Raw genomic sequence first — 26,065 nt, forward strand, 5'->3', positions numbered from 1 at the left:
GTACATGACGTAGGTGCACTAGACTGGTAAGTAATTGATCTATTACGATTTGGATGCGTAACAAAAGACATGACTACTATTCTCGGTTACATGGGACTTATTCCCTTTATTTTCCTGCCACTGCTGTACGGTTTTTCGGCAGGCAATGCTACCTTTCATTTTTTGATGACTTTTTTAGTATACAGCGCAGGCATTGCCATTTTTATGGCAGGAGCGGTGTGGGGAAGAAGTGTTGATTCAAAACAGCCTCAATCCTTACCGCTGGTGGCGTCAAACGTCATAACGTTAGTTGTCATTGGTCTAGGGTTATTGGCTTATCACAGCCCAGTTGTGTTGATCATCGGCACAGGGTTGGCGCACGGCTTTAATCTGATGTTTGAGCCGAAACGAGACAACCCTAGCTATCAGAAGTTAAGAGTCATTTTGACAAGCGTTGTGCTCACTTCTCACTTAGTCATGCTGGGGCTTTTTGTGCTTACCTGAATCTGTTGAGCACCGCGTGACTTAAACTCGAATACCTTTGTCGGGCATACCTCTATGCAGCGACCACAACTTATACAATCTTGGCTCATTACTCTGCGATCCCCTTCTTTGAGAGGTTGCTTTAGTATCTCGGGCTCAGGACAAACGTAGAAGCAATCCATGCATTTTGTGCAGGCTTCTCGGTTTGTTGCTGTGATGCGCAGGGCACTTTTGTTTCCAATCACACCGTAAGTCGCGCCCAAGGGACACAAATGCCCGCACCATCCGTGCTCAACGAGCACAAGATCCAGTAGGAATACCAACACAATCAGGACCCAGCCTGCACCCATGCCAAAAACAAGTCCACGATGAAGGGTTGCGACAGGATCTATCCAAGCCCACAAGGTGGTACCGGAAATAGCGCTACCAAGAAGAATCACAGGGATCAGCCAGTACCTGAGAGTTGATGGCCACCGATAGCTGGCCTTCAGGTTAAGTTTTCGTCTCATCCAAGCGGCTAGATCGGTCACCATATTTAAAGGGCATACCCAAGCACAAAATACCCTTGGTGCTAGCACAGCGTAAAATATGACGACAATGGCGACACCAATGAAGGTGGTCATTTCAGGAATGTGCCCAGTGGCTAGAGTTTGCAAAACAATTAATGGGTCGCTAAGGGGAATAGTATCCAATAGTAAGCTTGAAGAGAGGTTTCCCTTAAGTATGCCCAGTGTCGGACCGAGCATAAAACAGGCCATAATAGATATTTGGCATAGACGGCGATAGATAAGAAAGCGGTGTGTCGGCCACCATCCTAGTGCTTCTATTGCCTCTTTTCCGGCATCTTTTGCGAGGTTTTTAGCCATTATTTATTCTCCCGCATCTCTTTTAGGCTCGGTACAGGAATGGTTTCATCACCTTTCCAGCCCAATTTGTAGTGATGTCCTAACTCACCTTTAGCCAGTTCAGTTGGCACCACCTTGATTGCCGCTATTGGGAGCACGCACGCTTGCTCACATTTACCACACCCAGTGCATGACTCTGAATGAACCGTCGGGATCATTTTTGCGTGAATACCCGTGCGATTATTTCGTTGATATTCAAGAGTAATTGCTTCGTCTATCAGTGGGCAAACGCGATAGCAGACATCACAACGCAAACCAAGATAGTTAAGACAGGTTTCATGGTCGATAAGTACGGCAGTGCCCATTAAAGCATCGTCAATATTGGTTAGCGCAGGATCAAGAGCACCGGTTGGGCAGGCAACAACGCAAGGTATGTGGTCACACATCTCGCATGGGATATCCCGCGCTGTGAAATAGGGCGTACCCGAAGCAGACTTGGACATTAAGGTAGAAAGCTTGAGTGTGTCGTAAGGACACGCTTGAACGCAGAGCCCGCATCGTATACACGCTGCCTCAAAGTCTCCGGCGGGAAGGGCTCCCGGTGGGCGAATAGGTACACCAGAACCGCCAGCTTGGCTTTGCCTAGACTGTATACCAAGGAGCGTTGCTACAGAGCCTACCCCAATAGCTGTGCGTGCCGCATCACGCAAAAAGCGCCTTCTACTCGGAGAAGGGCCATTCTTTGGTTTATTCATTGTGTTACCCCAGCGGATATTTCCCTATTAATTATGTGCCTTTATTGAGCAAATAGTGAGCTTTTGAGGAGATTAATTAGAAGGAAATGGGCTTTTTATGATCTAGGGCTAGTGAAGGGTAGCTAAAGCCTTGATGTAAGATCTTTGGGGAATGAAATTGATGAGAGAGAAAGTTCTGAGATGAACTAGGAAAACATCTCAGAACTTTTTGAGCTTAATGTGTTATTTCGCAAAGTTTACGATAGGGAAACATTTGAAGAACCCATTGTCTGCACAGTTAATTAAACCGATTTGAACACCGTCGATGTTTTTGGTTTTGTTAAAGATGCCAACTTGGATATTAGATTTGTTAGATAGGCTTACAAGACCTACATCAGCCATCGTTTGGCCATCTGAATAGTTCACGGCTGACCAGTTTAAGCCTTCTACATTGTGAGTAATGTTTGCTAGACCCAAGTTTACGCCTGTTGCCTTACCTGTATTCCAGTTAAACCAACCCCAAGACAGACCTTTCATCTCTTGATTGACCTTGTTTGCCCCAAACCATAGGTTAAGGTTCAACCCTGTTGTACGGTCTGTTTCAGACATACCTAGTAGTGAAACATCAACACCTTTTACTTCCGAGGTTTTACCGTGCAGTACTGAAAGTCGTACACCTTGCACAGAGTTATCTTGTGGCGCATTCATGTCGATAGTTGAAAACATGACAGGAGTTTGTGCAGAAGCAAAAGAAGAAGCCATGGTTGCAGCGATAGCAGTAGCGACGAGTAATTTTTTCATTATTTTTCCATCCCGGTAAATATTAAATTAGGTTTTGTTTGATGGAGTTAATATTAATCATGAAATTGGTTTTATATAACATCTAAAAATGAAAAGTAATCTTATCAAGGGCTAATTATCTATCCGGTTGTGCGGAATGGAATTTATGGTTATCTGGATAAGTGTTTGTTTATATTGTGATTATACGTTGTTTGGGTTAGAAGGGCTTACAACCGTGGTTATAGCGGTAATGCTTTATTTAATTAAACAGGAACATCATTTTTATAAGTGTTCCTGTTATTGTCATATCTTTTATGCTGCAACTGGTTATATTTTAATTATTACTTATCTCACTAATTAAATATAATCGGTGTTCGCAGTTGTTCTTAATAGCTAACCCGACTATTAGCCGTGTGTTCTACATTGACGAGTTGCGGCGCAAGCACAAATAAATCACCCTGCCACATCTTAAAATCGAAGCACCATTTGGCAAACTCTTCTCTATCTGGCTTATCTATTTGCATAGTCTCACAATGCTCGCCACAAAATTGCTCCCAGTTCTCGGTTTCCAAGAAGAGGTGAGGCTCGATCTCTGCTAAGTATTTCTCGATAAACTGGCGGCGTTTTTGAGCTTCATCTTGCTGAAGTCGGCTCAATAGAAGAAAACGTTTTGAAGCGTAGGCCATAGATAGTTCTACATAGGTAATGGATTCGCTTAAATGGTAGGGTTTAACGTGCTTCAAGGGCAAACTTTATCATTAACTATGAACAAACTTCGTGACCCAGTAAGCATCACAATGAAAGGAGTTTACAGCAATTGAATGCATTTTAACGACAATTTGTATTATTTTAGGCTGGCTGTAAGTTAGGGCCTAGAGCTTTAAAGCCCTAGGCCAAAGAAACCTAAACTAACGTTGCCGCAGTTTGATCCCCTATCGAAAATAACTTTTCTAGTATACGTTCTCCATCAGCACGCAGACCGTTATGTTCGTACTCATTGGTTATCCATGCTTGTGAGTTTGGTATCTTGCGCAGTGTCTCGCAGCTTAGCGCCATCTCAACAAACATGTCGTCGGCATAAACCGCGCAGCTTAGAGGGACTTTATTGTTTGATAGTACATCTTGGTTGTACAGGGCTCCCCAGTCGCTTTTCTCAGCTAAAAGAGTCGCTGCGCCTTGAAGTGGTTTAAGGTTGGTATATTGCTCAAACATCCAAGGGAAGGTCATCTCCCCTGTGAAGTAGAAGGATTGACCTGGTTGATAATTAAATTGTTCATGCTTTTGTCGAACTCGATGAGCGCTCCATTGGGAGGCAAACCCTTGGCAATAAATAGGCTCATGCAAAATGGCATAGATAGGATTGGTCTGAAATGCTTGCTCAGAAAGCATGGCGTTTAAGAACTCGTAGCTAAGAACTTCTTCTCCATTAGATTCTACAAATGCATTTTCTAATAGGTAATAGACAGGTAAGAAGGTATCGCTGATACCAAAGTTAATACCCACTTGTTGAAATTGCTCCACCGTGAACCTTTGTCCATTAGGCAGAAACTCTTCTTTATTAATTAGGTGGTTAGCGATTTTTTGGCAAAGTTGTTGAGCCAATGGGAACTGTCTAAAGAACGCGTTATTTTTATCTTTTGTGCGCTTGAATGTCGCTTCATAGACGTCATCAATAGGCCTATCGATTGAAGGGATTCCGCCGGTGACGTAGCATTGAAGCAGGCTGTCTGGATATAACGAAAGGTAAACTAGTGTGCAAAATCCACCATAGCTTTGCCCTAGCGTAGCCCACTTTTCTATACCGAGTTTTTCACGAAGAGTTTCAGCATCACGCACTATATTATCGGCTCTAAAGTGAGTCAGGTACTCGGCTTGCTCAGTACTGCTTAGATGTGCCAAAGTTTGGTGGGTGATAACGCTGCTGTGGCCTGTGCCACGTTGGTCTAGTAACAGAACGCGATATCGCTGTAAGGCGGCTTTTAACCAGCCAGAGTGACCGTTAGGGCGAGGGGAAGGGAAACCTGGCCCACCCTGAAAATAGATCAACCAAGGTTTAGTGCTGTTTTCGTCACCCACTAAGCGGACTTCTCTAGCAAAGATAGAGAGCTTTTCTGATTTTGGGTCGCTGTAATTAAGTGGCGCTTCAAAGGTGTGATTGTGATAGCAGCAACCATCGTTGATAAAAGTATGTCCGTGCATTGATTTTCCTTGGGTGTTTTTTTTGTCTACCCTACTGATTGTTGTGTTATTTTCCAAGTAGCAGCCACAAGAAACTGGTTCCTGTACGTGCTAGAATGCCTCGGTTTTCATTCTACTATCTCAGAGTATTTATGCCCTCATCTGCCAATTCCGTTGTTGTCCTCGATTTCGAAACTACCGGCCTATCCCCTAATATGGGTGACAGAGCTATTGAAATAGGCGCAGTTAAACTTATCAATGGAGAAGTGGTAGATACCTTTCAGCAGTTGATGAACCCTGGCTTTCGTGTGAGCTCGTTTATTGAGAGATATACGGGCATCTCCAACAATATGCTCCATACTGCACCAAGTTGTGCAGAGGTGATGAGTGAGTTTGCTTCATTTGTTGGCGATAGCAATATGGTGGCGCACAATGCCTCTTTTGATAAACGCTTTTTAGACGCAGAGCTTTCGCCCTTAGGGATAGAGTACCGAGGACAATTTGCTTGCTCTATGTTGATCGCCAGGCGTCTCTATCAAGATGCACCGACGCATAAACTTGGTGATTTGGTTCGATACAAGAACATTGAACATGATGGTGTTTTCCACCGCGCGCTGGCTGATTCTGAGATGACGGCGAAGCTGTGGATGGTTATGTTGCAGGAACTGCAATCAAGGGGCGTTATTGAGCCTGAGTTCACCTTTATGCAGAAAGTCGCTAAAACCAGTAAGGGAGCAATAAACACGCTTCTTAGTAAGCAGGCTCAACAAGCTCGCGCATAACCCACCGTAATACTCTCCCTGCTATCTCAAAAGCAGGGAAGCCCTATCTTTACAGTGTAAATATCGTTTTATTTTCCTCCCAACTTCGATAACTATCTTTTAATTATTCATTATTTCGTTATGTAAATCAGATGTTTACTATACTTCAAATCGCAACAGTTTTTGTTTTAGCAAAATACTGTCATTGGAGGAAGTAAATGAGATCAACGAAAAAGCAGTATGCCGTGATAGGTCTGGGTCGATTTGGTCTGTCAGTGTGCCAGGAGTTAAGTCGGGCTGGCGCACAGGTACTGGCTGTGGACCTTAACGAAGAGCGAGTCAAAAGTGCAATCGAGTTTTCGACTGAGGTGATTGTGGCTAACTGCACTCAAGAAGAAACAGTTGCAGAGTTAAAGCTTGAAGAATACGACATGGTAATGGTGGCGATTGGTAGTGATATTAATGCCAGTATTCTCACCACATTAGTACTCAAAGAGGCGCACTGTAAGACGGTTTGGGTAAAGGCCAATGATAAGTTTCATGCCAAGATATTAAGTAAAGTAGGGGCTGATAGGGTCATCATGCCTGAGAAAGAAATGGGAGTTCGAATTGCTAATCAGATGATTGATAAGCGAGTTAAAGACTTCCATCCACTGGGCAGTGGCTTGGCTCTAACCGAAGTCGTAGTGAGCTCAAATCTGCTCGGGAAATCCCTATCTGATATGTCTTTATGCAGTGAAGAAGATGTCAGCGTTATCGCTCTTAAGCGGGGCCCTGAAGTTATTTCTTCACCCAGTCATGAGAAAAGCCTTGAGATAGGCGATGTCATTATCGTTGTCGGCCCTGAGGCCAATTTAGCTCAAAAATTACGTGCATTATGATCCCTAGAATCCATCAAAGTCGAGTTTATACCCTAGGCCCAGAACGAAAGGGAGGCAAAGGGGGAGAGCCCAAGATCATCGTACTGACGTTCTTGATGATCTTGCTTCCTTCAGCCGTTCTCCTGACGCTACCTGTTTTTTCTGTTTCAGGGCTCTCTATGACAGACGCTCTATTTACCGCAACGTCAGCCATTAGCGTGACAGGGCTAGGGGTAGTCGATACGGGGCAACACTTTACTTTGAGCGGAAAGATTTTGTTGATGATCTTGATGCAAATTGGTGGGTTGGGGCAAATGACTTTGTCTGCCGTCTTGCTGTATATGTTTGGTGTGAGACTGTCTCTGCAGCAACAAGCACTAGCAAAAGAAGCGTTAGGACAAGACAGAAAAATCAACCTAAGAGGCTTGGTCAAGAAGATTATTATCTTTGCTTTGGTAGCGGAGTTGATTGGATTTTTAGTTTTGAGCTTTAGGTGGGTACCTGAGATGGGGTGGAGTACAGGGCTGTTCTACGCTCTGTTTCATTCTATATCTGCGTTTAATAATGCCGGATTTTCATTGTTTTCCGATAGCCTAGTGAGCTTTGTTGGCGACCCTGTGATCATTAGTAGCTTGGCCGCACTATTTATCTTGGGTGGTTTAGGCTTTACCGTTGTGGGAGATCTGTCGACGAATTTGCATAAAGGGTTTAGACACCTGCAATTACATACCAAGATCATGCTGATTGGCACGCCAACCTTGCTAATTGTTGGTACCTTAATGTTCTGGCTGCTTGAAAGAAATAACGCAGCAACACTGGGTCATTTGTCTACCTCGGAACAATGGCTTGCAGCCTTCTTCCAATCGGCGACGGCTCGCACGGCAGGCTTTAATAGTATCGATTTGGCTGCTCTTACTTCTCCAGCCATGCTGTTTATGATGCTACTCATGTTGATCGGAGCGGGCTCGACCTCAACGGGGGGCGGCATCAAGGTTTCTACCTTTGTGGTTGCCGCTGTAGCCACGTGGAGCTTTTTACGCCAGAAAAAAGACGTCGTTCTGTTTCATCGAACTATAGGTGCACAAACCATCGTCCGCTCACTTGCCATCATAGTTGTCAGTGGCATTCTGCTTTTCTTAGCGATGTTTGCATTGATGATTACCGAGCAAGCGCCCTTTAAAATGGTCATTTTTGAGGTGATATCAGCCTTTGCCACTGTGGGTGTTAGCGGTGGTTTAACCGCACAACTTTCTGAGCCGGGCAAGCTGATTATGGTTGTGGTTATGATCATAGGACGCATTGGACCTTTGACTTTAGCTTATATGCTTGCAAGACCTGAGAAGACCTTGGTTAGATACCCAGAAGAGCCAGTGTTTACGGGCTAGGAATATCGTTTCTGGAGAATTACTGCACCAAACGCAATGGTGATATTGGAAAGTTGAAGTGGTACAAGTGAAACAGCCTTGGCATATTGCCAAGGCTGTTTCACTTTAGTCGACTAGATAGCCTTCGATGAAGCTGTTTATCGCCATGAGTATGGATTTCTTCACTGTAGCAATCTGCTTGGAGTGAGGACACCATAGGGCAAAACCAAACTTAAAGCCTCGCTTCATTTGGTCCATGGTAATGTATTGCATGTGCGCATTGACGTAGTCTGAAGACATTAGAGATCTAGGCAGTAATGCCCAGCCCATTCCCTCTTGCACCAGCTTAACAATCAAAGAAAGCTGATCGATTTCTTCATGATTGGCAGAGAGTAATATTTTGTCCTTCATCCCATCACTAACAAGAGCCGTTAAAACAAACTGTCGTTGGTTTCGTAGCGCCGCTTGCACTTTGTCTGATGAAAGCTTAGTAACTTCACTGTCTTTTTTCACAAAAGGCAGAAACTCAAGGTTTCCTAAGAAGGTCGCATCTAAGCTGTGCATTGCTGAGCTTTCGTGAATATTCACTAGCGCAAAATGTAAGTCACCATTGCTCATGCCCGTTTTCACTTCGGATTTTGTCTTTGCTTCAAAATTCACTCGCATATTCGGGTAGTCTTTATCTAGCTGTACGCGAATAGCAGCCAGTAATTTCTGAGGCAGAATATTTGAATAGGCGATATTGATGCTTTCCAATTGCCCATAGGAGAGGCTAAGCGCTACCTTATCAAAGGTTCGTGCTTGTTCAATGGCTTGTTTTGCATAACGGTAAAGAAGATGGCCATCTTCGGTTGGTTCTACAGAACGACCAATTCTATTAAAAAGGGTAACTGCCAGTTGGTCTTCCAAGTTAGTGATAACTTGCCCAATGGTTGTTCTGTGCTTGTTTAACTTAACTGCGGCCTTGCTAAAAGAGAGTTGTTCATAAACGTTGACGAAGGCAAGCAGTTGTTCGAGACTGAAATTCATATACAGAGATCTATTCGGTCAAATTTATAGTTAAAACATTAACAACTAAAAACAAATTTGACCACTAATCCCACCCAAAGAATGCACATTATTCACCTCATTTTGGTTTTTATGTAGGGTTCTATCCGTCAATCGTGATTAACGCACCCAGACAAAGACCTTTATTCTTAGCGCTATTGAACAGAGCTAGAGGTCGAAACCTATGCCAAGTGAAGTGGTACTAGGAGAGATGTATTTTCCTCCATTGTTGTTGGCGGTGCTGATTTCCTATCTCGCAACAACATTATTTTCTTATGTGGGTAATCGTATTGGTCTTTACCGTTACATTGCTGCTCCCGCAATTTTTGAATTGAGTCTAGTAGTGATCATTACTGGGCTCATCAGTCGTTTTTGGTTTTTAGTTTAAGGTAAAGCATGATGATGCGATATGTAACAACCCTAATCTTCGCTATCGCCGCTAGTTTTGTCGGCTATTCACTTTATTCTACCTATGATTCAAATCCATGGACGCGAGATGGACAGGTTCGTGCTTATATCGTTGAGGTTACCCCTCGAGTGACGGGACAAGTGACAGAAGTGCTTATCGACGACAACTCTAAAGTTAAAAAGGGTGATTTGCTATTTGAAATTGACCCGAGTGTTTATCAGGCAGCTTTGAACAAGGCGAAAGCGAGCCAGAAGCAAGCGAGTGCTTTGTTGAAGAAAGCGCGTGATGAAGAGCGAAGAGCCATTAATCTAGAAAAACGAGCGCCTGGTGCTGTGCCTGTTTTAACCCTGAATAATTTGGGTAACGCGGTAGAAACGGCTAAAGCGAACGTTGAAGTAATGCGAGCTGCTGTCGAAGAGGCAGCATTGAACCTGAAATTTACCAAAGTTTATGCTCCGACTGATGGCTTCATCACTAACCTTCAGCTTCGACAGGGTTCTCAGGTGACAGCTAATACGCCTGTTGTGGCACTCATTGATGAGCATAGTTTCTGGGTAGAAGGCTTCTTTAAAGAAACGGATCTGCAAGGCGTTGATAATAGCGATCAAGCTTTGGTGACCTTGCTATCGCACTCGGAGCACGCGTTAGAAGGAGAGATCACAAGTATTGGCTATGGTATCTCCATGCAGGATGGAAGCACCGGTAATAGCTTACTTCCAGTGGTCAACCCTAACTTTGAGTGGATTCGTCTAGCACAAAGAATTCCAGTAAAAGTGAAGCTAACCAATGTACCTAATGATGTGCAGCTGCGCATTGGCATGACCGCATCCGTTAAGATCATGAAGGACAGCGAGTCTAAATGATGGAAGGGTCAATAATTAGTCGCTCAACACAGGACTCGATCAAAGTTGCGCTCGCACTAACGATATCAGTTGTGTTGGCGATTTGGTTTGGATGGGAGAAACCTTATTGGGCTGCAATTACCGTTATTGTTGCGGCAGCCAACGAAACATATTCTCATTCAGTTAGAAAGGCTCGTAACCGCTTATTGGGTACGGTACTTGGGATTAGTTTTGCTATGATCTTGCTGATGTATTTCCCGCAAGACCATGCCTTATTTATCTCTTTCTACGCTATATTTCTGTGCTTTTGCGTTTATATGGCTTCACATAAGAAATATGGCTATGTGTTCACTATGGGGGCAACGGTTTGTGCCCTGATAGCTGGCATGGGTTCGTTTGATGGCGCAACCACCTTTCATATTGCTGTGTTGCGTATTCAAGAAACTCTGTTGGGCTTGTTTGTTTTTGGCTTGGTGTTCAGTGTGTTGTGGCCGAGAAAAGTTGAAGACAGCTTTTTCGAGTTATTGTCTCCTGCGGCCCGCAACCTTAAGAAAAAGCTTTCGAGTCTCGCTTTGAATAAAGTCGAACCGGATGCAGAGTTAAATAAATCGCAAAGAAACTATCTCAGCCAGTTAAAAGCCATTCTTGATCTTCCGTTAAATGGCAGTCATAGGCTTTCGCATGAACGCAATGTATGGCGAGTGGTTATTCAGGCGATGGAACTGATGGAAGTGTTGATTGAATCCCCCAAACTCAGCCGCTCAGTTCAAATAGAGGATATTAAAGCGGGTGAGAGCATTCTTTCTCATACGATCTCAAACCCCATGAATGGTAGAAGCGAATTGCAATCGTGGGTTGAAAGAATGGAGTGCAAATACTCGGTTCCAAAAATTAAGTACAGTGCCTTTGGCTTACCGCTGGAAGGGCGTATTGCCAATGTGGTTCGCTCACTGAGCATTTTAGTGACTGGGTTTACCGTTTGGTGGTATGTCCCTCTTCCTGGCTCATACATGATGCCGATGATGATCTCTATATTTGCTAATGTGCTGGTTACCTTACCTAACCAATTATTTGGGCAGATGGTAATGGGCATTTTGGTATGGGCTGCGATTTTCTTGGCTCAGTATGTACTTATCATGCCTGCGTTTACAGAAATCTGGCAGCTAGCGCTGTTTTACTTTATCAATGTATTCTTGGTATGGAGAGTGACAGCGCAACCCTCATTGGCGCTACAAAGGGTAATGGGCGTAAACTTTTTGATGGTAATGACAATGAGTGCTTTGTACTTAACACCTAGCTATTCACTGACTATACCAATCACAATGCTGACCGTAGTGGGAGTTTGTTTAGCCATCGGTGGGTTCTACATTAGGTTATATCGAACGCTGTAAATACCAATGATGAAAAATCAGTACCAGATTGACGTTGGTGCTGATTTTTTACATTGTGCTTTTGTTAAACATAAACGCCTAGGTCGTCTTTCATGATCTAGTATATGATTCTCCACTTTCTCAATCAGTTTGTAGGTACTATGCCTTCCTCTACTTTTTCCCTGATCCCTGTCGGGGTTAGATTCATGCTTCTTTCTGCCTTTGGTTTTGCGCTGATGTCTGCCTGTGTGAAATACACAAGCAACTATGGCATTCCTGTTTTTGAGATTGTAGCGGCAAGAGCGTTAGTTTCTTTAGTCATCAGCTACATAGATGTTAAGCGAAAGGGCATTTCTCCGTGGGGGAACAACAAACCATTGCTGTTTGTGCGTGGTGCCGTTGGCACGTGTGCCTTGATGTGTGTGTATTACGCAGTAACCACATTGCCTCTAGCAGAGGCCACTATTTTACAATATGTTCATCCCGTATTTACTGCCTTGCTTGGCCTACTGCTACTCAAAGAACGCATTCAGCAATCCACCATGATATGCATCGCTTTTTGTTTGGCGGGTTTACTGGTGATGGTTCAGCCAAGTATGGGTGGCGAACAAAGTGAACTGCCTATGTTTAGCATTATGATTGCTTTGTGTGGTGCTCTTGGCAGCTCTATCGCCTATGTGATTGTGAGAAAACTCAGTCAAACAGAAGACAGCTCTGTCATCATCTTATACTTTCCGCTAGTCGCATTGCCTGTGTCTATGTTCCTGATTGGAGATGACTTTGTTTGGCCAAGCTTGTTTATCACAGCCATGCTTGTACTGGTTGGTATCTTTACACAAATTGGCCAATACGGCTTAACCAAAGCAATGCAAACTCAAGATGCAGGTAAAGCCTCTGCTTATTCTTATGTGCAAATTATCTTCTCTGCTTTGATCGGTATTTGGGTGTTTAATGAGATTCCATCGATTTGGACTTATATCGGCGGCAGTTTGATCGTTACAGGCGCGTTAATTAACGTATTTGGCAAGCAGTTGTTAGCGCCATTTCAAACTAAGTAGTTAATTGATGTAAGAATCAGGACGAGCTTATAAAATGGATTTATATAGCGATTAGGTGGCTTTTATAGTGATTTCACCTTAAAGACCCAGCTCAAAGCTTCTTTGAGCTGGGGGAGTAGGCTTGGTGGTTTATCTTATATCGTCACTACTACATGGAGATGACGGACCATTGTTTTCGTGATGATTCGATTTCACTGCATTCAGCTAATTGCAGAGGTCGCTTAACCCAAGGACCTGCTTCTTGGGTTATTGAATCAACAACCACGCAGTAGTTTTGATCTTTATCGAGCCTCAGAGTGTTATCTTCTTGATTGTATATGAATTTTTGATGAGGGTGATCGCTACATTCGAGTAACGCAAATTCTGATTTTCCGACGGCAGTTAGAACCTGCATACATTGATTATCAAAGGCGTAAGAGCTTACTTTCTTGGTTTCGGGATCATACGCAAAGCGAACATCATGACCAGGGTCATTTTTGGGAGTGCCTGCCTTAGTCTTTGGTTTGCATGAGTGAGTTTGCATTAGCTCTGATTGACCAGGCCCGTAGGTATCAAGACAAAAACCATATCCATTAGGTTCGTCTAGGTTGTCACTAAGCACAATGTAAGGCGCTTCTGTCGGTACGTTCGGTTCTTCGGCCGATACCGTTCCAACAAAACACGCAAATAGCGAGATAGCTGAGATCTTACTGGCTAGTTTGTACATGAACTTCCCTTTAATTATTTGATGTGAATCTAAATCTTAGTCTAAGCGCCTAGAGCTAACCGGCGCTCAACTTCATGTCGGCCGAGTCGAACTACTCGGCCTCTTTTACTGCTATTTGTTTTGTCCCAACGTGGAATACCTTACAGATCAAGACAAAGAATAGTGGTGCAAAATAGATAACCAATAGTGTGGCTGCCATGATGCCCCCCATTACCGAGGTGCCAATCGCGTTGCGTGCATTGGCACCCGCACCAGTACTAATAACCAGTGGCAATACGCCTAATCCAAATGCCAGTGAAGTCATGATGATAGGGCGTAGGCGCATTTCACAGGCCTGTACGGTCGCATCGATAATGTTCACTCCTTTGTCGTAGAGTTCCTTAGCAAACTCTACGATGAGAATGGCATTCTTGGCGGTTAGACCAATGGTCGTTAATACACCGACTTGGAAATAAACGTCGTTCTCAAGGCCTCGTAGCATGATGGCAGCGAGTGCCCCTAATAAGCCTAGTGGTACCACAAGAATGATAGCAATTGGAATGCTCCAGCTTTCATACAGCGCAGCTAAGCACAAGAAAACCATCAAAATTGAAATGGCATACAAAATAGGTGCTTGGTCACCCGCTTCTATTTCTTGGTACGACATGCCGGTCCAACTTACCTGGACATCATTTGAAATCTCTGCGGCTAATCTATCGACCTCTGCCATCGCTTCACCAGTACTGTAACCTGGCGCCGCTTCCCCTATGATCTCAACGGCTGGGTTACCATTGTAACGTTGCAATTGTGGTGAGCCTTTACCCCAATGGGATGTGCTAAAGGCTGAAATTGGCACCATTTCACCTTGATCATTTCGTACAAACCACAAATCTAAGTCTTCTGGTGTCATGCGGTATTCAGCATCCGCTTGAATGTAGACCTTTTTAGAGCGGCCGCGGTCAATAAAGTCATTGACGTAGGAGGAGGCCCAAGCAATGGACAGCGATTGGTTGATATCATCGATATCGACGCCAAGTACTTTGGCTTTTTCATAATCTACGTCTAGGAATAGCTGCGCAGTATCCTCTAAGCCATTTGGTCGAGTTTTTTGCAGTACAGGGCTTTGTGCTATCGCTCCAAGTAGTTGATTACGAACTTCTATGAGTTTGTCATGGCCTATTCCGCTGATATCTTCCAAATAAAAATCAAAGCCATCAGCTGTGCCAAGTTCTCGGATAGCTGGACTACCAAAGGCAAAAATTTGTGCATCTTTGTAAGTCGAAAAATGCTCAGTAACTCGACCCATGATGGAATTGACATCGGTGCCATCAGCCGTTCTCTCAGACCAATCTTTTAGTCCAATAAAAGCGATGCCTGCATTTTGTCCTGAGCCTGAAAAATTGAAACCAGCAACAGTAAATACATGATTAACGGTGTCTTGCTCATACTCTTCAAAGTAGTCTTTTATATCGAGCATTACTTCTTGGGTTTTTTGAAGTGTGGTTCCGGTTGGCGTTGTCACCATTACGTTGAAGTCACCTTGGTCTTCGCTTGGTAGGAAGGAACTAGGTAGGGTGTTGTACAGGTATGCGGTACCGGCAAATAGCAGTCCGTAGATCAGAATAAAGCGCAGAGGGCGGAATAAAACATGTTTTACTGAGCCGCGGTAATTTGCAGATAACTTGTCAAATCCGCGATTGAACAGCGCAAAAGCCTTAAAATTGGACTCTTTCCCTGCAGGCTTTAGTAGTGTTGCACACAAGACCGGAGTGAGTACGAGTGCCACGACAACGGATAGAACCATCGCTGAAACAATGGTTAATGAAAACTGTTGGTAGATAACCCCTGTTGAGCCAGACATGAAGGCCATAGGAATGAAAACAACGGATAGCACCATGGTGATCCCAATCAGTGCGCTAGTGATCTGACCCATCGATTTTTTGGTTGCTTCTAATGGTGAAAGGTTTTCTTCATGCATTAGACGCTCAACATTTTCCACCACCACAATCGCATCGTCGACAAGTAGACCGATCGCGAGTACCAAACCAAACATGGTTAAGGTATTGATTGAAAACCCTAGGACAGACATCACGGCAAAGGTACCTAACAGTACGACAGGTACGGCTATGGTAGGAATCAAGGTTGCGCGAAAGTTTTGTAAGAACAAAAGCATTACAAAGAATACCAGTGCCACAGCTTCAAATAGGGTTTTCACTACTTCGCTAATGGAGATGCGAATAAACAGGTTGTTATCCGTTGATTTAGCCATGGCTAGCCCTTCAGGAAAGCCTTTGGAGAGTTGTTCTAATTTTGCATCCACCGCGTTTTGGGTATCTAGTGAGTTCGCCCCTGTTGCGAGGGTCACTGCAATTCCCGATGCTTCCTTGCCCATATAGGAAGGGATTGTAGAAGAGTCTTCACTTGCCAGTTCGACACGTGCCACATCTTGTAATTTGATTTGTGAGCCATCGCTATCGACCTTGATCAGTATGTTTTTAAACTCATCAACGGTCGTTAACAAACTTTGGGCGGTGATTGTAGCATTGATTAACTGTGAATCTACTGCCGGTGTTCCGCCCAATTGCCCTACGGTTACTTGGCTATTTTGCACTGAAACTGCATTAGAAATATCTACGGGCGTAAGGCTGTAACTGTTTAATTTAGCAGGGTCTAGCCAGATCCGCATGGCGTAGGAAGGGCCGAAAATCGTCACGCCACCAACGCCATTAACACGACTGATCACATCTTTAATACTTGAGTTAGCGTAGTCTTGGATATCCCCTGCGGTCATGCTGCCATCAGGCGAATACAGGTTTGTGACCGACATGAAACCTGAGGTACTTTTGCTAACCGAAGTACCTTGGCTCTGCACTGCAGCAGGCAGACGGTTACTCACTTGCTGTAGGCTGTTTTGCACTTGCACTTGGGCAATATCAGGGTCTGTCTCTGCGCTAAAGGTGAGAGTGATACTTGCACTACCAGAAGAATCACTTTTTGAAGACATATATAAAAGGTTATCAAGGCCCGTCATACCTTGCTCAATCACTTGGGTGACGCTGTCTTCAATGGTTTTAGCTGACGCACCGGGATATGACGTTGAAATGGTGACCGCTGGTGGCGCAATGGTTGGGTATTGCGCAACAGGTAGCGTATATATCGCGGCTATACCGGAAAGCATAATTACGATGGAGATTACCCAAGCGAAAATCGGTCTATTAATGAAAAAGTTGGATAAAGACATTGTTTACTGCTCCACATCTGGTGTGGAGGACGCACTTTCGGTACTGCTATCAATAATGACTGCGATGTCGTTTTTCATATTGATGATGTTACTAATCACGACTTGATCGCCGGCGACTAGCCCTTCTTTAACCACCCAGCCGTTATCGACTTCATCATCCAGTACGACCGTCTTTTTCACAGTTTTTCCTTCTTGATTAACGGTGAATACCGAAGGCACTCCAGATTGGCTTCTGACGACTGCTGATTGTGGAACAACTAAATAGTCACGCGCTTCAGGCATTGAGATATGAGCGCGTACATACATGCCTGCTAATAGCGTATTGTTTGGGTTTGGTATGATCGCACGTAGCGTGACTGTACCGGTTGAGTTTGAAACTTGAGTATCAGCAAACTCTAGGTGGCCCACTTGCTCATAAGCGCTACCATCTTCTAATGTGATAGAAACAGGGATATCCGCCTTTTCATCTTTAAAATCTGCAAAATCTTGCTTCATTTTATGGATGGATAGAGAGGACTGCTGCATGTCCACGTAGACATTCGAGGTTTGTACAATTGTGGTCAGGTATGAAGACTGTTCTGCGGTCAGTAAAGACCCTTCTGATACCAAAGAAAGACCCGCTTGGCCGGAGATAGGGGCTTTAATCTTAGTGTAAGAGAGCTCAATGTTGGCGTAATCGAGGGCAGCTTGATTAATCGCTACTTCTGCCTGTGCTTCTTTATAAGCAGCATCTGCATCATCATAGTCCTGCTGGCTAGTGAGCTTTTTCTTCAAAAGCTCTTTATAGCGAAGAGCGGTTTTTTTATTGGTTGCTTCAGTAGTCTGCGCTTTCGCTAGTTGTGCTTGGGCACTGTTTACATTCGACTGATAAGTTGTTGGGTCAATTTCATACAGTACATCCCCAGCTTCAACTTGTGAGCCTTCTTCATATAGTCGACTTTTAAGAATCCCGGTGACCTGCGGCCTGACTTCGGCTTGTTTAAAGGCGGCAATACGTCCTGGCAACTCTGTGGTTAATCGCAATCTTGTTGGGGTCAAATTTAGAACATCAACATGAACGGGGCCTGCAACAGGCCTTTGCTCTTGTGCTTGTTCTCCACAACCTAGCAGAGTGAAAGGCAGTAAAAAGCATAAGGACAACCGTAGTGGGGCAGAAAAATGCATTGGGACACCGTAATCAGAAAAGTATTAGATAAATATAGCCACAGGTATAACAACTGCATGGTTAATGCAGGGTTAACGCTGTATATGATTACTATGGTTATTTTTCTGGAAAGTTATGCTGAGAAAGGCTTGATGCAAGTTTGGAAGAAATTGGAGCATCTTGGCTAGATGCCCCAAAAAATTTTAAAACTGTACGTTAATTTAATGGAGTGAGAGCGAGAAGCTGTCCTATGCTTTTTTTACATATTTAGCGGTAATGAGTATTTCGCCCCAGCCTTCAATTTTACAATCTAACTGATGATCTTTGGCCACGGTAACTCGTTTAACTATCCCTTTGGCGCCAATTTTTACTACTGACGAGCTGCCTTTAACTTTCAGGTCTTTGATGATGGTGATCTTGTCACCTTGTTCTAACTTGTTGCCATTAATGTCACGAACAGCGGATGCTTCTGCTTCTATAGCATCTTGAGTTGGGTTCCACTCATAGGCACATTCAGGGCAAACAAGATTGTTTTGGTCTTGGTAAATGTATTCTGAACTGCAATTTGGGCAAGGAGGAAGATACATGCTGGGATTCCATCTGATTGAACGTTTTGACCTATGGTACTGAGATTTAAAGACATTGGCGAGAGGGGAAGTGTTAGTCACTTTTACCAATGCAATCACGTGCTATTGACTGCTGGAACGCACATTTCCATTACCCATCAAGCAATTAGCTACTACTCTCTAATCTCACAGCACTTTATTTCGCTCTAAAGGATAGACAATGACCAAAGTACTTATTCCCGTTACCAATCATGCGACACTGGGTGAAACCGACCAAGCCAATGGCACTTATGCACCGGAGCTGACTCATGCATTGCATGCCATTCTTGCCGCTGGTTTTGACTATGACATTGCCTCTATACAAGGTGGTAAAGCCCCTCTTTATGGGACTGATATTGAGGGGGATAGCGTAAATGCAGATATTCTAGCCAATAGCGATTTTCAGAACCGCGTCAACAATACGATCCCCGTATCTGCGGTGAATATCGGAGATTATGACGCTATCTTCTATCCGGGTGGGTTTGGCCTACTTTCAGATCTTGCGACGAATGAAGACTTCGCTAGTATTGCAGCGAAACATTATGAGGCTGGTGGCATTATCTCAGCGGTATGCCATGGCCCCGGTGCGCTGCTGCCTATTAAGCTAAGTAACGGTGAAACACTGCTTGAGTCGAAGTCGGTGACAGGCTTCACTCGAGAAGAGGAAATAGACTTTGGCACCATCAATGACATTCCATTTTTACTAGAAGAATCTTTGGCAAGAAGCGCTGCTCGTTATAACAAGGTTCAGCCGTGGCAAGAGTTAGTCATTGTTGATGAGCGAGTAATTACCGGACAGAACCCGACCAGCGCGAGCGCGGTGGGTAAAGCCTTGGTGAAGTTGCTTTCTTAAATCTTACTAACAATAAAAAACGCCTCTAGGCTAACTTAGTCAAGAGGCGTTTTTGTTGGTGTGGTTTTATAAACGAATTTAGTTAATCAAACCAAACGCTTTAGGTAGTGCCAAGCTAATTGCTGGTACAAAAGTGATTAGCAATAGAGTGGCGATCAACACAGCGCAGAATGGCAGTATTGAGCGAATTACGCTTTCAATCCTTGCTCCGCTTACACTACAGCCAACAAACAGCGCGGTGCCCACCGGTGGAGTTGCAATACCAATACACAAGTTGAAGATCATCATCATTGCGAAGTGAATTGGGTGCATGCCCAGTTGTGTTGCAATAGGCATGAATATTGGCGTGAAGATCAATACCGCAGGGGTTAAATCCATAAACATCCCGACAATGAGCAAGATGATGTTCATTAGGATAAAGATGATGATTGGATTGTCAGAGATAGAGAGCATCCATTCGCTGATCATGCTCGGCAGGCCAGTAAAGGCCATTGCCCATGACATGATGGTTGAAGCACCAATCAAGAACAGCATGATGCCTGTGATTTCAGCCGTTTCCACACAAATAGTTTTGAGCTCTTTGACACCTAACGTTCGATAACAAAGCGAAAGACCAAATGAGTAGAGAACCGCAATACAGGCCCCTTCAGTTGCGGTAAAGACACCGCCGATGATGCCGCCAATGACGACAACTACCAACCCTAAGCTGGGTATGGCACGCCACGTGATGATGAGCTTTTCACGCAGGGTAAGCTCAATTGCAGTGCTCTTGTAGCCCTTTCTCTTAGCGATGATATAAGCCACCACCATACAGCTAAGACCCATCAAGATACCTGGGACATAACCCGCTATAAAGAGCGCTGCGATTGACGTACCACCACTCACTACAGAGAAGACAATCAATGAGTTACTTGGTGGAATTAGCAAGCCTGCAGGGCAGGACGCCACGTTAACCGCCGTTGAGTAAGACTTGTCATAGCCTTCTTTTTCGAGCTCAGGCTCAAGGGTTTTACCAACCGCTGCTGCCGCTGCAACTGCAGAGCCAGACACAGAACCAAATAACATATTAGCCAGTACGTTTACGTGAGACAGTGCGCCAGGTAAGCGGCCAACTAATATTTTGGCAAACTGCACAAGTCGCGATGCAATGCCCCCGCGGTTCATAATGTTACCGGCGAGAATAAAGAAGGGTATTGCGAGTAAACTGAAGCTATCTATACCGGTCACTATTTTCTGGCCCGCTGTCATAAAGGCGACATTGGTTGGCAAAATAGTGCACATGATCACGAGTGAAGACATAGCGATGGCTATTGCGATAGGTACGCTGAAGGCGATCAGAAATAGAAATAAACACAGTAGCCAAAAGCCGATTGAGATATCCATACTATTGGCCTTCCTTGATGTTTTGAGCAGGAGCGAAGACTTCAGCAGTATTCAATGCAAGATAGATGAGCATAATGACTCCAGAAAGAGGCAAGATCAGGTAAACATATGCCATAGGGATCTGCAGTGCTGGAGAGAACTGCATCATAGTGCGACTCATCAGCAACATACCGCCTTTGACCATAGCTAAACTGATAAATGCCACAGAAACTAGGTTAATCAGTACGTGATAGTATTTGCGATGCTTCGCTTTGACCGAGCCAATGAACAAGGTGATAGCAAGGTGTCCATTTTTACCAAACAAATAGCTAGCGCCAGCAAGACCAAACCAGATCATGGTGTAGCGAGCTAATTCATCAGTAAATGAGCTTGGGTCATTAAGTACATAACGGCTAAATACCTGCCATGTCACTGTGATGACCAGTGTGACTATTGCTATTCCACAGAAGGTGAGAATGCTCTTGTCTAGGATTGTTTTAAACTGACGTAAAACTGAGTACATCTTCCCTCCACGTCAAATCAGCAAAATAAGCCCTCTATAAAGAGGGCATCTATGAGAGTTAAAGGTGATTACATAGCTTCGATAGAATCGATGTAGTACTTCAATGTAGGGTCTTGTTTTGCATCCTCAATCATAGGAAGTACCTTCTCGCGGAACTTGCTTGTGTCGACGTCAATAAAGGTTACGCCTGACTCTTTAGCAATCTTCATGTTCTTCTCGTCGGTTGCCGCCCAGATCTTGATTTCTTCTTCCATAGACTCAATAGCCGCTTCCTTTACAATTTTTTGTTGTTCAGGATTTAGACTTGCCCAAGTCGCTTCAGAGATCATGATCAAATCAGGAGTCATCATGTGCTGGTCCATAGAGTAGTATTTAGCTACTTCAGAGTGCCTCATCTCAACTAGGCTCGAAATGTTGTTCTCTGCAGCGTCAATAACGCCTTGCTGTAGTGCTGTATACACTTCTGTGAATGGCACTGGTGTTGCTCGAGCGCCAAGAAGACGAACCATTTCCATCATCGTTGGTGATTCAGGAACGCGGATCTTAAGACCAGCTAAATCTTCTGGGGTGTTGATAGGTTTTGAGCTGTAGAAACTACGTGAGCCTGAGTCATACAAAGTGATGCCAACAAAGCCCTTGCCTGCACTTGAAGCAAGTAACTTTTCAGCAGATTCACTGCGCATGAAAGTGTGCATATGGTTTGAATCGCGGAATAAATAGGGAATAGAAATTGCTTTGTACGTCGGTTCAAACGATTCTGCTAATGAGCCATTGATTTTAGCCATGTCTAAAGCGCCAGTGACCACTTGTTCAGCTTGGTCGCGTTCAGATCCTAGCATGCCATTAGGGAAGATCTTAACATTGATATCTCCATCTGACTTCTCTTTGACTTTGTCTGCGAAGATAACCATGCCAGCGTGAGCGGCACTGTCTAGGTTCATAGCATGACCTAACGTTAGGGTTTTTGCGTTAACGCCGAAAGCGGCCAGAACCGAGGTAGCGACTAGGGTTACGAGAGTCTTTTTCATTTACGATGTCCTTTCTTATCGTTATGGATTTTTATTCGTGTATCCGGCGGAATAATTCACGCCGTCAATGTAAAAGCAAAGTAATCTTATATTACAAATAAACGGATATTTTCGAGCCAACTCTCACTAAGACTGATTTATGACTGTTTTATCTGTAATAACAGTCCCTTGTCACAAGTTTGTTTTTTGAACAATGAAACGTTGCATCATAAATGTATATTCACGCAGTGAATGTAAAAGAGGCTTTTTTGTCTAAATGGGTAAAAATGCAAACCTGCTCTCATCTATTTCAATCGGTATATGCAAGAAGGGTTGTTATTAAGTTGTTGATTTTGTTGGGGTATGGTGTTTTTTGTTAATCGAAAAAATAAAAGCCCCCAGATAGAATTATCTATCTGGGGGCTTACTTTTCTGCTAGTTCAGATTAAGCCATGAACTCTTGGAAGTACTCATCAAGTACAGTGCGTGTGGCACGACCAATCAGTTCATAGTCGTGATGAGTTAGGTTAGCTAGAGATACGCGAACAGAAGAATGCACGGTATCAAAACCCTTGCCTGGTAATAAAATAACACCAGTTTCGTGAGCTAGACGGAATAGAAAATCTTTACCTTTACCGCTCTCTTTGAACCAATCAACGAACTCCTGACCGTAGAGTTTGCCACCCAGAGTATCCAGCTCTAGTAGTGTGTAGTAATCAACGCGATCTTTGTTCTCTTCAACTTCTAGACCCATGTTGTTGTATAAAGTGGTGTAACGTTCGCGGATAATGCGTTTACATGCTGCTTTGTAGCTACCTTCAGAATCCATTAGGCAAGTAAGAGCAAACATCGCCATTTGGACTTGTTGTGGTAGAGAAAGACCCGCGGTGTGGTTCAACGCTACGCTACGGCTATCTGCAACGATGCGGTCAATGAACTTAATTTCACGTGGCTCTGGAGTCAGTGTTTTGTAGCGATCATCAAGTTGGCATTGTTTTTCTTCGCTGAAAGAACGTAGTGTGTCGTCAAACACATTTTTATGTTGGATACCAATGGTACCTAAACGCCAGCCCGTTGCGCCGAAGTATTTAGAGAACGAGTAAACACAAAGCGTGTTGTACGGTAGTTTTGCAAACAGAGATACGAAGTCATCGGCAAATGTGCCATAAACGTCATCTGTGATGATGAATAGATCACTGCGTTGTTCATTCACAAAGTTTGTTAGGTTCTCCAAAGTCTCGTCAGAGAATTTTACTGATGCTGGGTTAGCAGGGTTCACCACACAAAGTAGCTTGATATCTGTATCAGCTAGTTTCTCGATTTCAGACATTGGTAGCTGCCAAGTCGTCTCATCAAGGCGCAGCTCAACAACGTCTAATTCGTACTCAGAAAGCTCTGGAATTTCTAGGTAAGGAGTAAAGATTGGCGTGATTAGCGCTACTTTATCGCCTTTTTTCAATAGGCCGTTGTTGAACATAGTTTGGAATGTGTAGGTCATTGAAGCCGTGCCACCTTCCGTTGCAAATAGATCGAAGTCTGTCGTCATTGGCACAGGACCGTACATTTCTTCTGCGATGTATTGCTTAACTACTTTTTCAATGTTCACAAGCATGCGAGGTGGTACAGGGTAGTTACATGCAAGGTAAGCAAGAACTAGCTCGTTAAGGAATGCTTGTTTTTGGATGCCTAGACGATCTTTAGCGTAGCTAAGTGCACGCTCGATGAACTGAACACCTTTGTCATTTGAGTACTCTTTAGCAAAGGTATCGAAACGCTCAACGATACCAACGCCATCAGGGATACCACCAAAATCACCACCAAGGTAAGCGTAGTTACGTTCAGCTTCAGCTACAGCGAACTCACCAAGACGGATAAATGCTTTACGAGGCAAGGTTGCTAGAAAGTTAGGGTTACCACGGCCAGCGTCTAGAAGAGCGCGGTCAGGAACAGTTTGCGCCACTTCGATAAGTTTGTCTTTTAGCTCGAATGGGCTTAGGTCTGCGAATTTTGAAAAGTCGATGTTTGTAGTTGCAGTAGTCATTTTTAAAACCTTAATTGAATAATTTTAGGTAAGACGATCCCCTCCCTAATCAATTGAGAAAGGGATCAGTCTTGAATATTTGTGTTGTTTACATGCCAGCGTTAACAGTAATAATGCCGACGATAATAGGGCCCCATAGCGTAAGCAGAACGTTTGCTACGGCGTAGGTGACGGTGAAGGTGAATACTGGTGTTGCATTACCTGTTTTTTCCATTAGGGCGGCGAATGCAGGGTTTGCACTGCGGCCACCAGTCACACATCCTAGTGCTTCAATTGGGTTCTTAATCTTCAATACATAGTAAGAAAAGAAGAACGAAATAATTTGTGGGATAATGGTTACTGCCATACCTAAGAACAGAAGGCTCATGCCATGTTCTTTAATAGTTTCAACAGCTTGAGGACCTGCTTCTAGACCAACGATGCCGACAAATGCTGCTAGACCAAAGTCACGAATAAACGCTGCAGCTGATGTTGGGAACTGAGCCACATGAGGGTTGCGGCTACGCAGCCAGCCCACAAACAAACCAGAGATCAGACAGCCTGCACCAGAACCAATGGTCACCGGAATTCCAGCAATTTTGAAGCTGATTAGGCCGATTAGAAGACCCACAACCATACCCATGCCAAGAATCACGAAATCTGTCATCGCACTTGTGTTCATGCGTTTACCAATGTTTTTCTCAACACGGTTAATGTCTTTAGCTGAACCTGTTAGCTGAATAACATCATTTTTCTGAACAACCAGGTCGGAAGTTACTGCGATAGAACTGCCTTCACGGATGTAGTCGGTGACATAAACGCCGCGGTAAGTACCATCATTAGCTTCTGAACGTATGTCGCTTAGTGTGCGGCCAATCAGTTTTTTGTTGTCTGCAATAAGCTGGCGATTTTCTTCGATGACCTGATAGTCGGCTGGAAGCATTACTTCTTCACCAATTGCAGCGTGTTGCACTTGGTAGATAGCACCTCGAGTGCCGGTGATGACAAGAACATCACCTTCTTGAACAACGCTATATCTATCTGCATCTAGCTCTTTGCCGTCTCGCTCGATGATTTCGATGCGAGCATTGACTGAGTCTTGATTGATGTTGGCAATGGTCTTATTTCGAAGAGAGCTTTCGCTATTAATCTTAAAAGCACGAGTTTCTAGCTTGGTTAGGGCGTTAAATTCGCCTTCCCCTAGAGTTTGCTGACCATCTGAATTTGCTTCTGCCATTTTGATAGCTTCAGCTCGGATATCCCACTTCATGAGTGTTGGGAATACCCACGTCACCATTAGGATTGGACCTAAAGAGCCAAAGATATAGGTAACGGCATAACCTACAGCTACATTAGTTTGCATTAGGTGTTTAGCTTCTTCGGTTAAGCCACCAAGGCGCCCGATAGCATCACCCGCAGTACCTATAATTGCAGATTGAGTCAAACCACCGGCAGCAAGGCCTGCAGCTGTACCTCTGTCTAGATCAAACAACCATGCTGCTGCTAAGACACAAAGAAGGCCTGATACTGTCATCACTACAGCGGAAAGCAGAATGTTGATGGTTTTAAAGTTTAGGGCTTTGAAGAACTGTGCTCCGCCCTGATAACCAACAGCGTAGATAAATAGCGCGAAGAAGATGCTTTTCACGCCTGGGTCGATGTTTACACCAAATTGGCCAACAACTACGCCCATCAATAGTGTTCCAGCAACGCCACCAAGGACAAAGCGTCCAATAGTGATCTTACCGACTAGGTAACCTAAAGAGAGAGTAATAAATAAAGCTATAAATGGTGATAAGTTAAATAAATCTGAAATTATGCTCATAACTAAATCACTTTCTAAATTCTAAAATAGGGGGCCAATCAGAGGCTCATTGCTTGTATTGACTGAAAAGTTAACTCACCAACTCAGTGA

At 44.0% G+C, this 26,065-nt stretch carries 24 protein-coding genes; 9 read left to right on the forward strand and 15 right to left on the reverse strand.

What is annotated here, in order from left to right:
• The first annotated feature begins 69 nt into the window (after positions 1 to 69).
• Positions 70 to 483 (forward strand): DUF3429 domain-containing protein, encoded by a 414-nt coding sequence (locus tag OCU46_RS16860; protein ID WP_141270373.1) that lies wholly within the window; start codon positions 70 to 72, stop codon positions 481 to 483.
• On the opposite strand, the gene napH is transcribed toward OCU46_RS16860, so the two are convergent.
• The 5 genes from napH to OCU46_RS16885 all read right to left on the reverse strand — a co-directional run bounded on the left by napH (position 447) and on the right by OCU46_RS16885 (position 5,020).
• A complete protein-coding gene (gene napH, locus OCU46_RS16865) occupies positions 447 to 1,328 on the reverse strand; it encodes a quinol dehydrogenase ferredoxin subunit NapH (RefSeq protein WP_141270371.1) in 882 nt (293 codons plus the stop codon). The two genes, OCU46_RS16860 and napH, sit on opposite strands and share 37 nt — an antisense overlap.
• Complete coding sequence (gene napG / locus OCU46_RS16870; protein ID WP_141270369.1) at positions 1,328 to 2,062, reverse strand: ferredoxin-type protein NapG; 735 nt, start codon at positions 2,060 to 2,062, stop codon at positions 1,328 to 1,330. The genes napH and napG overlap by 1 nt, the downstream gene beginning before the upstream one ends.
• 222 nt (positions 2,063 to 2,284) lie before the next feature.
• Positions 2,285 to 2,842, reverse strand: coding sequence for a VC2662 family protein (locus tag OCU46_RS16875; protein ID WP_141270367.1), 558 nt, complete (start codon positions 2,840 to 2,842; stop codon positions 2,285 to 2,287).
• A 365-nt stretch (positions 2,843 to 3,207) separates the two neighbouring features.
• A complete protein-coding gene (locus OCU46_RS16880) occupies positions 3,208 to 3,564 on the reverse strand; it encodes a hypothetical protein (RefSeq protein WP_244311363.1) in 357 nt (118 codons plus the stop codon).
• 160 nt (positions 3,565 to 3,724) lie between these two features.
• Positions 3,725 to 5,020, reverse strand: coding sequence for an alpha/beta fold hydrolase (locus tag OCU46_RS16885; RefSeq protein WP_141270365.1), 1,296 nt, complete (start codon positions 5,018 to 5,020; stop codon positions 3,725 to 3,727).
• 131 nt (positions 5,021 to 5,151) lie between these two features.
• On the opposite strand from OCU46_RS16885, the gene OCU46_RS16890 reads away from it, so the two are divergent.
• The 3 genes from OCU46_RS16890 (at position 5,152) to OCU46_RS16900 (ending at position 8,005) form a co-directional block, all read left to right on the forward strand.
• Positions 5,152 to 5,781 carry a 3'-5' exonuclease gene (locus OCU46_RS16890; protein ID WP_141270363.1) on the forward strand — a complete coding sequence of 210 codons (630 nt, stop codon included), beginning with the start codon at positions 5,152 to 5,154 and terminating at the stop codon, positions 5,779 to 5,781.
• A 197-nt stretch (positions 5,782 to 5,978) separates the two neighbouring features.
• Complete coding sequence (locus OCU46_RS16895) at positions 5,979 to 6,641, forward strand: potassium channel family protein (protein ID WP_141270361.1); 663 nt, start codon at positions 5,979 to 5,981, stop codon at positions 6,639 to 6,641.
• Positions 6,638 to 8,005, forward strand: a complete 1,368-nt coding sequence (locus OCU46_RS16900; protein ID WP_141270359.1) for a TrkH family potassium uptake protein — start codon at positions 6,638 to 6,640, stop codon at positions 8,003 to 8,005. Before OCU46_RS16895 ends, OCU46_RS16900 begins: the two co-directional genes overlap by 4 nt.
• A gap of 105 nt (positions 8,006 to 8,110) precedes the next feature.
• On the opposite strand, the gene OCU46_RS16905 is transcribed toward OCU46_RS16900, so the two are convergent.
• A complete protein-coding gene (locus OCU46_RS16905) occupies positions 8,111 to 9,013 on the reverse strand; it encodes a LysR family transcriptional regulator (protein ID WP_141270357.1) in 903 nt (300 codons plus the stop codon).
• Between the two features lie 202 nt (positions 9,014 to 9,215).
• Between OCU46_RS16905 and OCU46_RS16910 the strand changes: the two genes are divergently transcribed.
• The 4 genes from OCU46_RS16910 to OCU46_RS16925 all read left to right on the forward strand — a co-directional run bounded on the left by OCU46_RS16910 (position 9,216) and on the right by OCU46_RS16925 (position 12,710).
• Positions 9,216 to 9,419, forward strand: a complete 204-nt coding sequence (locus tag OCU46_RS16910; RefSeq protein WP_141270356.1) for a DUF1656 domain-containing protein — start codon at positions 9,216 to 9,218, stop codon at positions 9,417 to 9,419.
• 8 nt (positions 9,420 to 9,427) lie between these two features.
• On the forward strand, positions 9,428 to 10,303 hold the full coding sequence (locus OCU46_RS16915) for an HlyD family secretion protein (protein WP_141270354.1): 876 nt from the start codon (positions 9,428 to 9,430) through the stop codon (positions 10,301 to 10,303).
• Entirely contained in the window at positions 10,300 to 11,673 is a 1,374-nt protein-coding gene (locus OCU46_RS16920) for an FUSC family protein (RefSeq protein WP_141270352.1), read from the forward strand. Before OCU46_RS16915 ends, OCU46_RS16920 begins: the two co-directional genes overlap by 4 nt.
• Before the next feature lie 140 nt (positions 11,674 to 11,813).
• Positions 11,814 to 12,710: a DMT family transporter gene (locus OCU46_RS16925; RefSeq protein WP_141270686.1), complete on the forward strand. Its 897-nt coding sequence runs from the start codon at positions 11,814 to 11,816 to the stop codon at positions 12,708 to 12,710.
• A gap of 148 nt (positions 12,711 to 12,858) precedes the next feature.
• Here OCU46_RS16925 and OCU46_RS16930 read toward each other — a convergent pair whose 3' ends face one another.
• From OCU46_RS16930 to OCU46_RS16945, 4 genes are all read right to left on the reverse strand, one after another.
• Positions 12,859 to 13,416 carry a hypothetical protein gene (locus OCU46_RS16930; RefSeq protein WP_244311362.1) on the reverse strand — a complete coding sequence of 186 codons (558 nt, stop codon included), beginning with the start codon at positions 13,414 to 13,416 and terminating at the stop codon, positions 12,859 to 12,861.
• 91 nt (positions 13,417 to 13,507) lie between these two features.
• Entirely contained in the window at positions 13,508 to 16,636 is a 3,129-nt protein-coding gene (locus OCU46_RS16935; RefSeq protein ID WP_141270350.1) for an efflux RND transporter permease subunit, read from the reverse strand.
• Between the two features lie 3 nt (positions 16,637 to 16,639).
• Complete coding sequence (locus tag OCU46_RS16940; RefSeq protein WP_141270348.1) at positions 16,640 to 17,800, reverse strand: efflux RND transporter periplasmic adaptor subunit; 1,161 nt, start codon at positions 17,798 to 17,800, stop codon at positions 16,640 to 16,642.
• Positions 17,801 to 18,028: 228 nt separating this feature from the next.
• Positions 18,029 to 18,367 (reverse strand): zinc ribbon domain-containing protein YjdM, encoded by a 339-nt coding sequence (locus OCU46_RS16945; protein ID WP_141270346.1) that lies wholly within the window; start codon positions 18,365 to 18,367, stop codon positions 18,029 to 18,031.
• Positions 18,368 to 18,566: 199 nt separating this feature from the next.
• On the opposite strand from OCU46_RS16945, the gene OCU46_RS16950 reads away from it, so the two are divergent.
• Complete coding sequence (locus OCU46_RS16950; protein ID WP_141270344.1) at positions 18,567 to 19,238, forward strand: type 1 glutamine amidotransferase domain-containing protein; 672 nt, start codon at positions 18,567 to 18,569, stop codon at positions 19,236 to 19,238.
• 78 nt (positions 19,239 to 19,316) lie between these two features.
• Here the strand turns inward: OCU46_RS16950 and OCU46_RS16955 are convergent, their stop codons facing one another.
• From OCU46_RS16955 to aspT, 5 genes are all read right to left on the reverse strand, one after another.
• Positions 19,317 to 20,621: a TRAP transporter large permease gene (locus OCU46_RS16955; RefSeq protein WP_141270342.1), complete on the reverse strand. Its 1,305-nt coding sequence runs from the start codon at positions 20,619 to 20,621 to the stop codon at positions 19,317 to 19,319.
• Between the two features lies 1 nt (position 20,622).
• The gene (locus OCU46_RS16960) at positions 20,623 to 21,123 is read right to left on the reverse strand and encodes a TRAP transporter small permease (RefSeq protein WP_141270340.1); all 501 of its coding nucleotides are present in this window, start codon (positions 21,121 to 21,123) and stop codon (positions 20,623 to 20,625) included.
• 68 nt (positions 21,124 to 21,191) lie between these two features.
• Positions 21,192 to 22,151 (reverse strand): TRAP transporter substrate-binding protein, encoded by a 960-nt coding sequence (locus OCU46_RS16965; RefSeq protein ID WP_141270339.1) that lies wholly within the window; start codon positions 22,149 to 22,151, stop codon positions 21,192 to 21,194.
• Between the two features lie 424 nt (positions 22,152 to 22,575).
• Complete coding sequence (locus tag OCU46_RS16970; protein WP_141270337.1) at positions 22,576 to 24,171, reverse strand: bifunctional aspartate transaminase/aspartate 4-decarboxylase; 1,596 nt, start codon at positions 24,169 to 24,171, stop codon at positions 22,576 to 22,578.
• Between the two features lie 88 nt (positions 24,172 to 24,259).
• Complete coding sequence (gene aspT / locus OCU46_RS16975) at positions 24,260 to 25,975, reverse strand: aspartate-alanine antiporter (protein WP_141270335.1); 1,716 nt, start codon at positions 25,973 to 25,975, stop codon at positions 24,260 to 24,262.
• Between the last annotated feature and the right edge of the window lie 90 nt (positions 25,976 to 26,065).

It is taken from the genome of Vibrio comitans (assembly GCA_024346835.1).
Lineage (GTDB): Bacteria > Pseudomonadota > Gammaproteobacteria > Enterobacterales > Vibrionaceae > Vibrio > Vibrio comitans.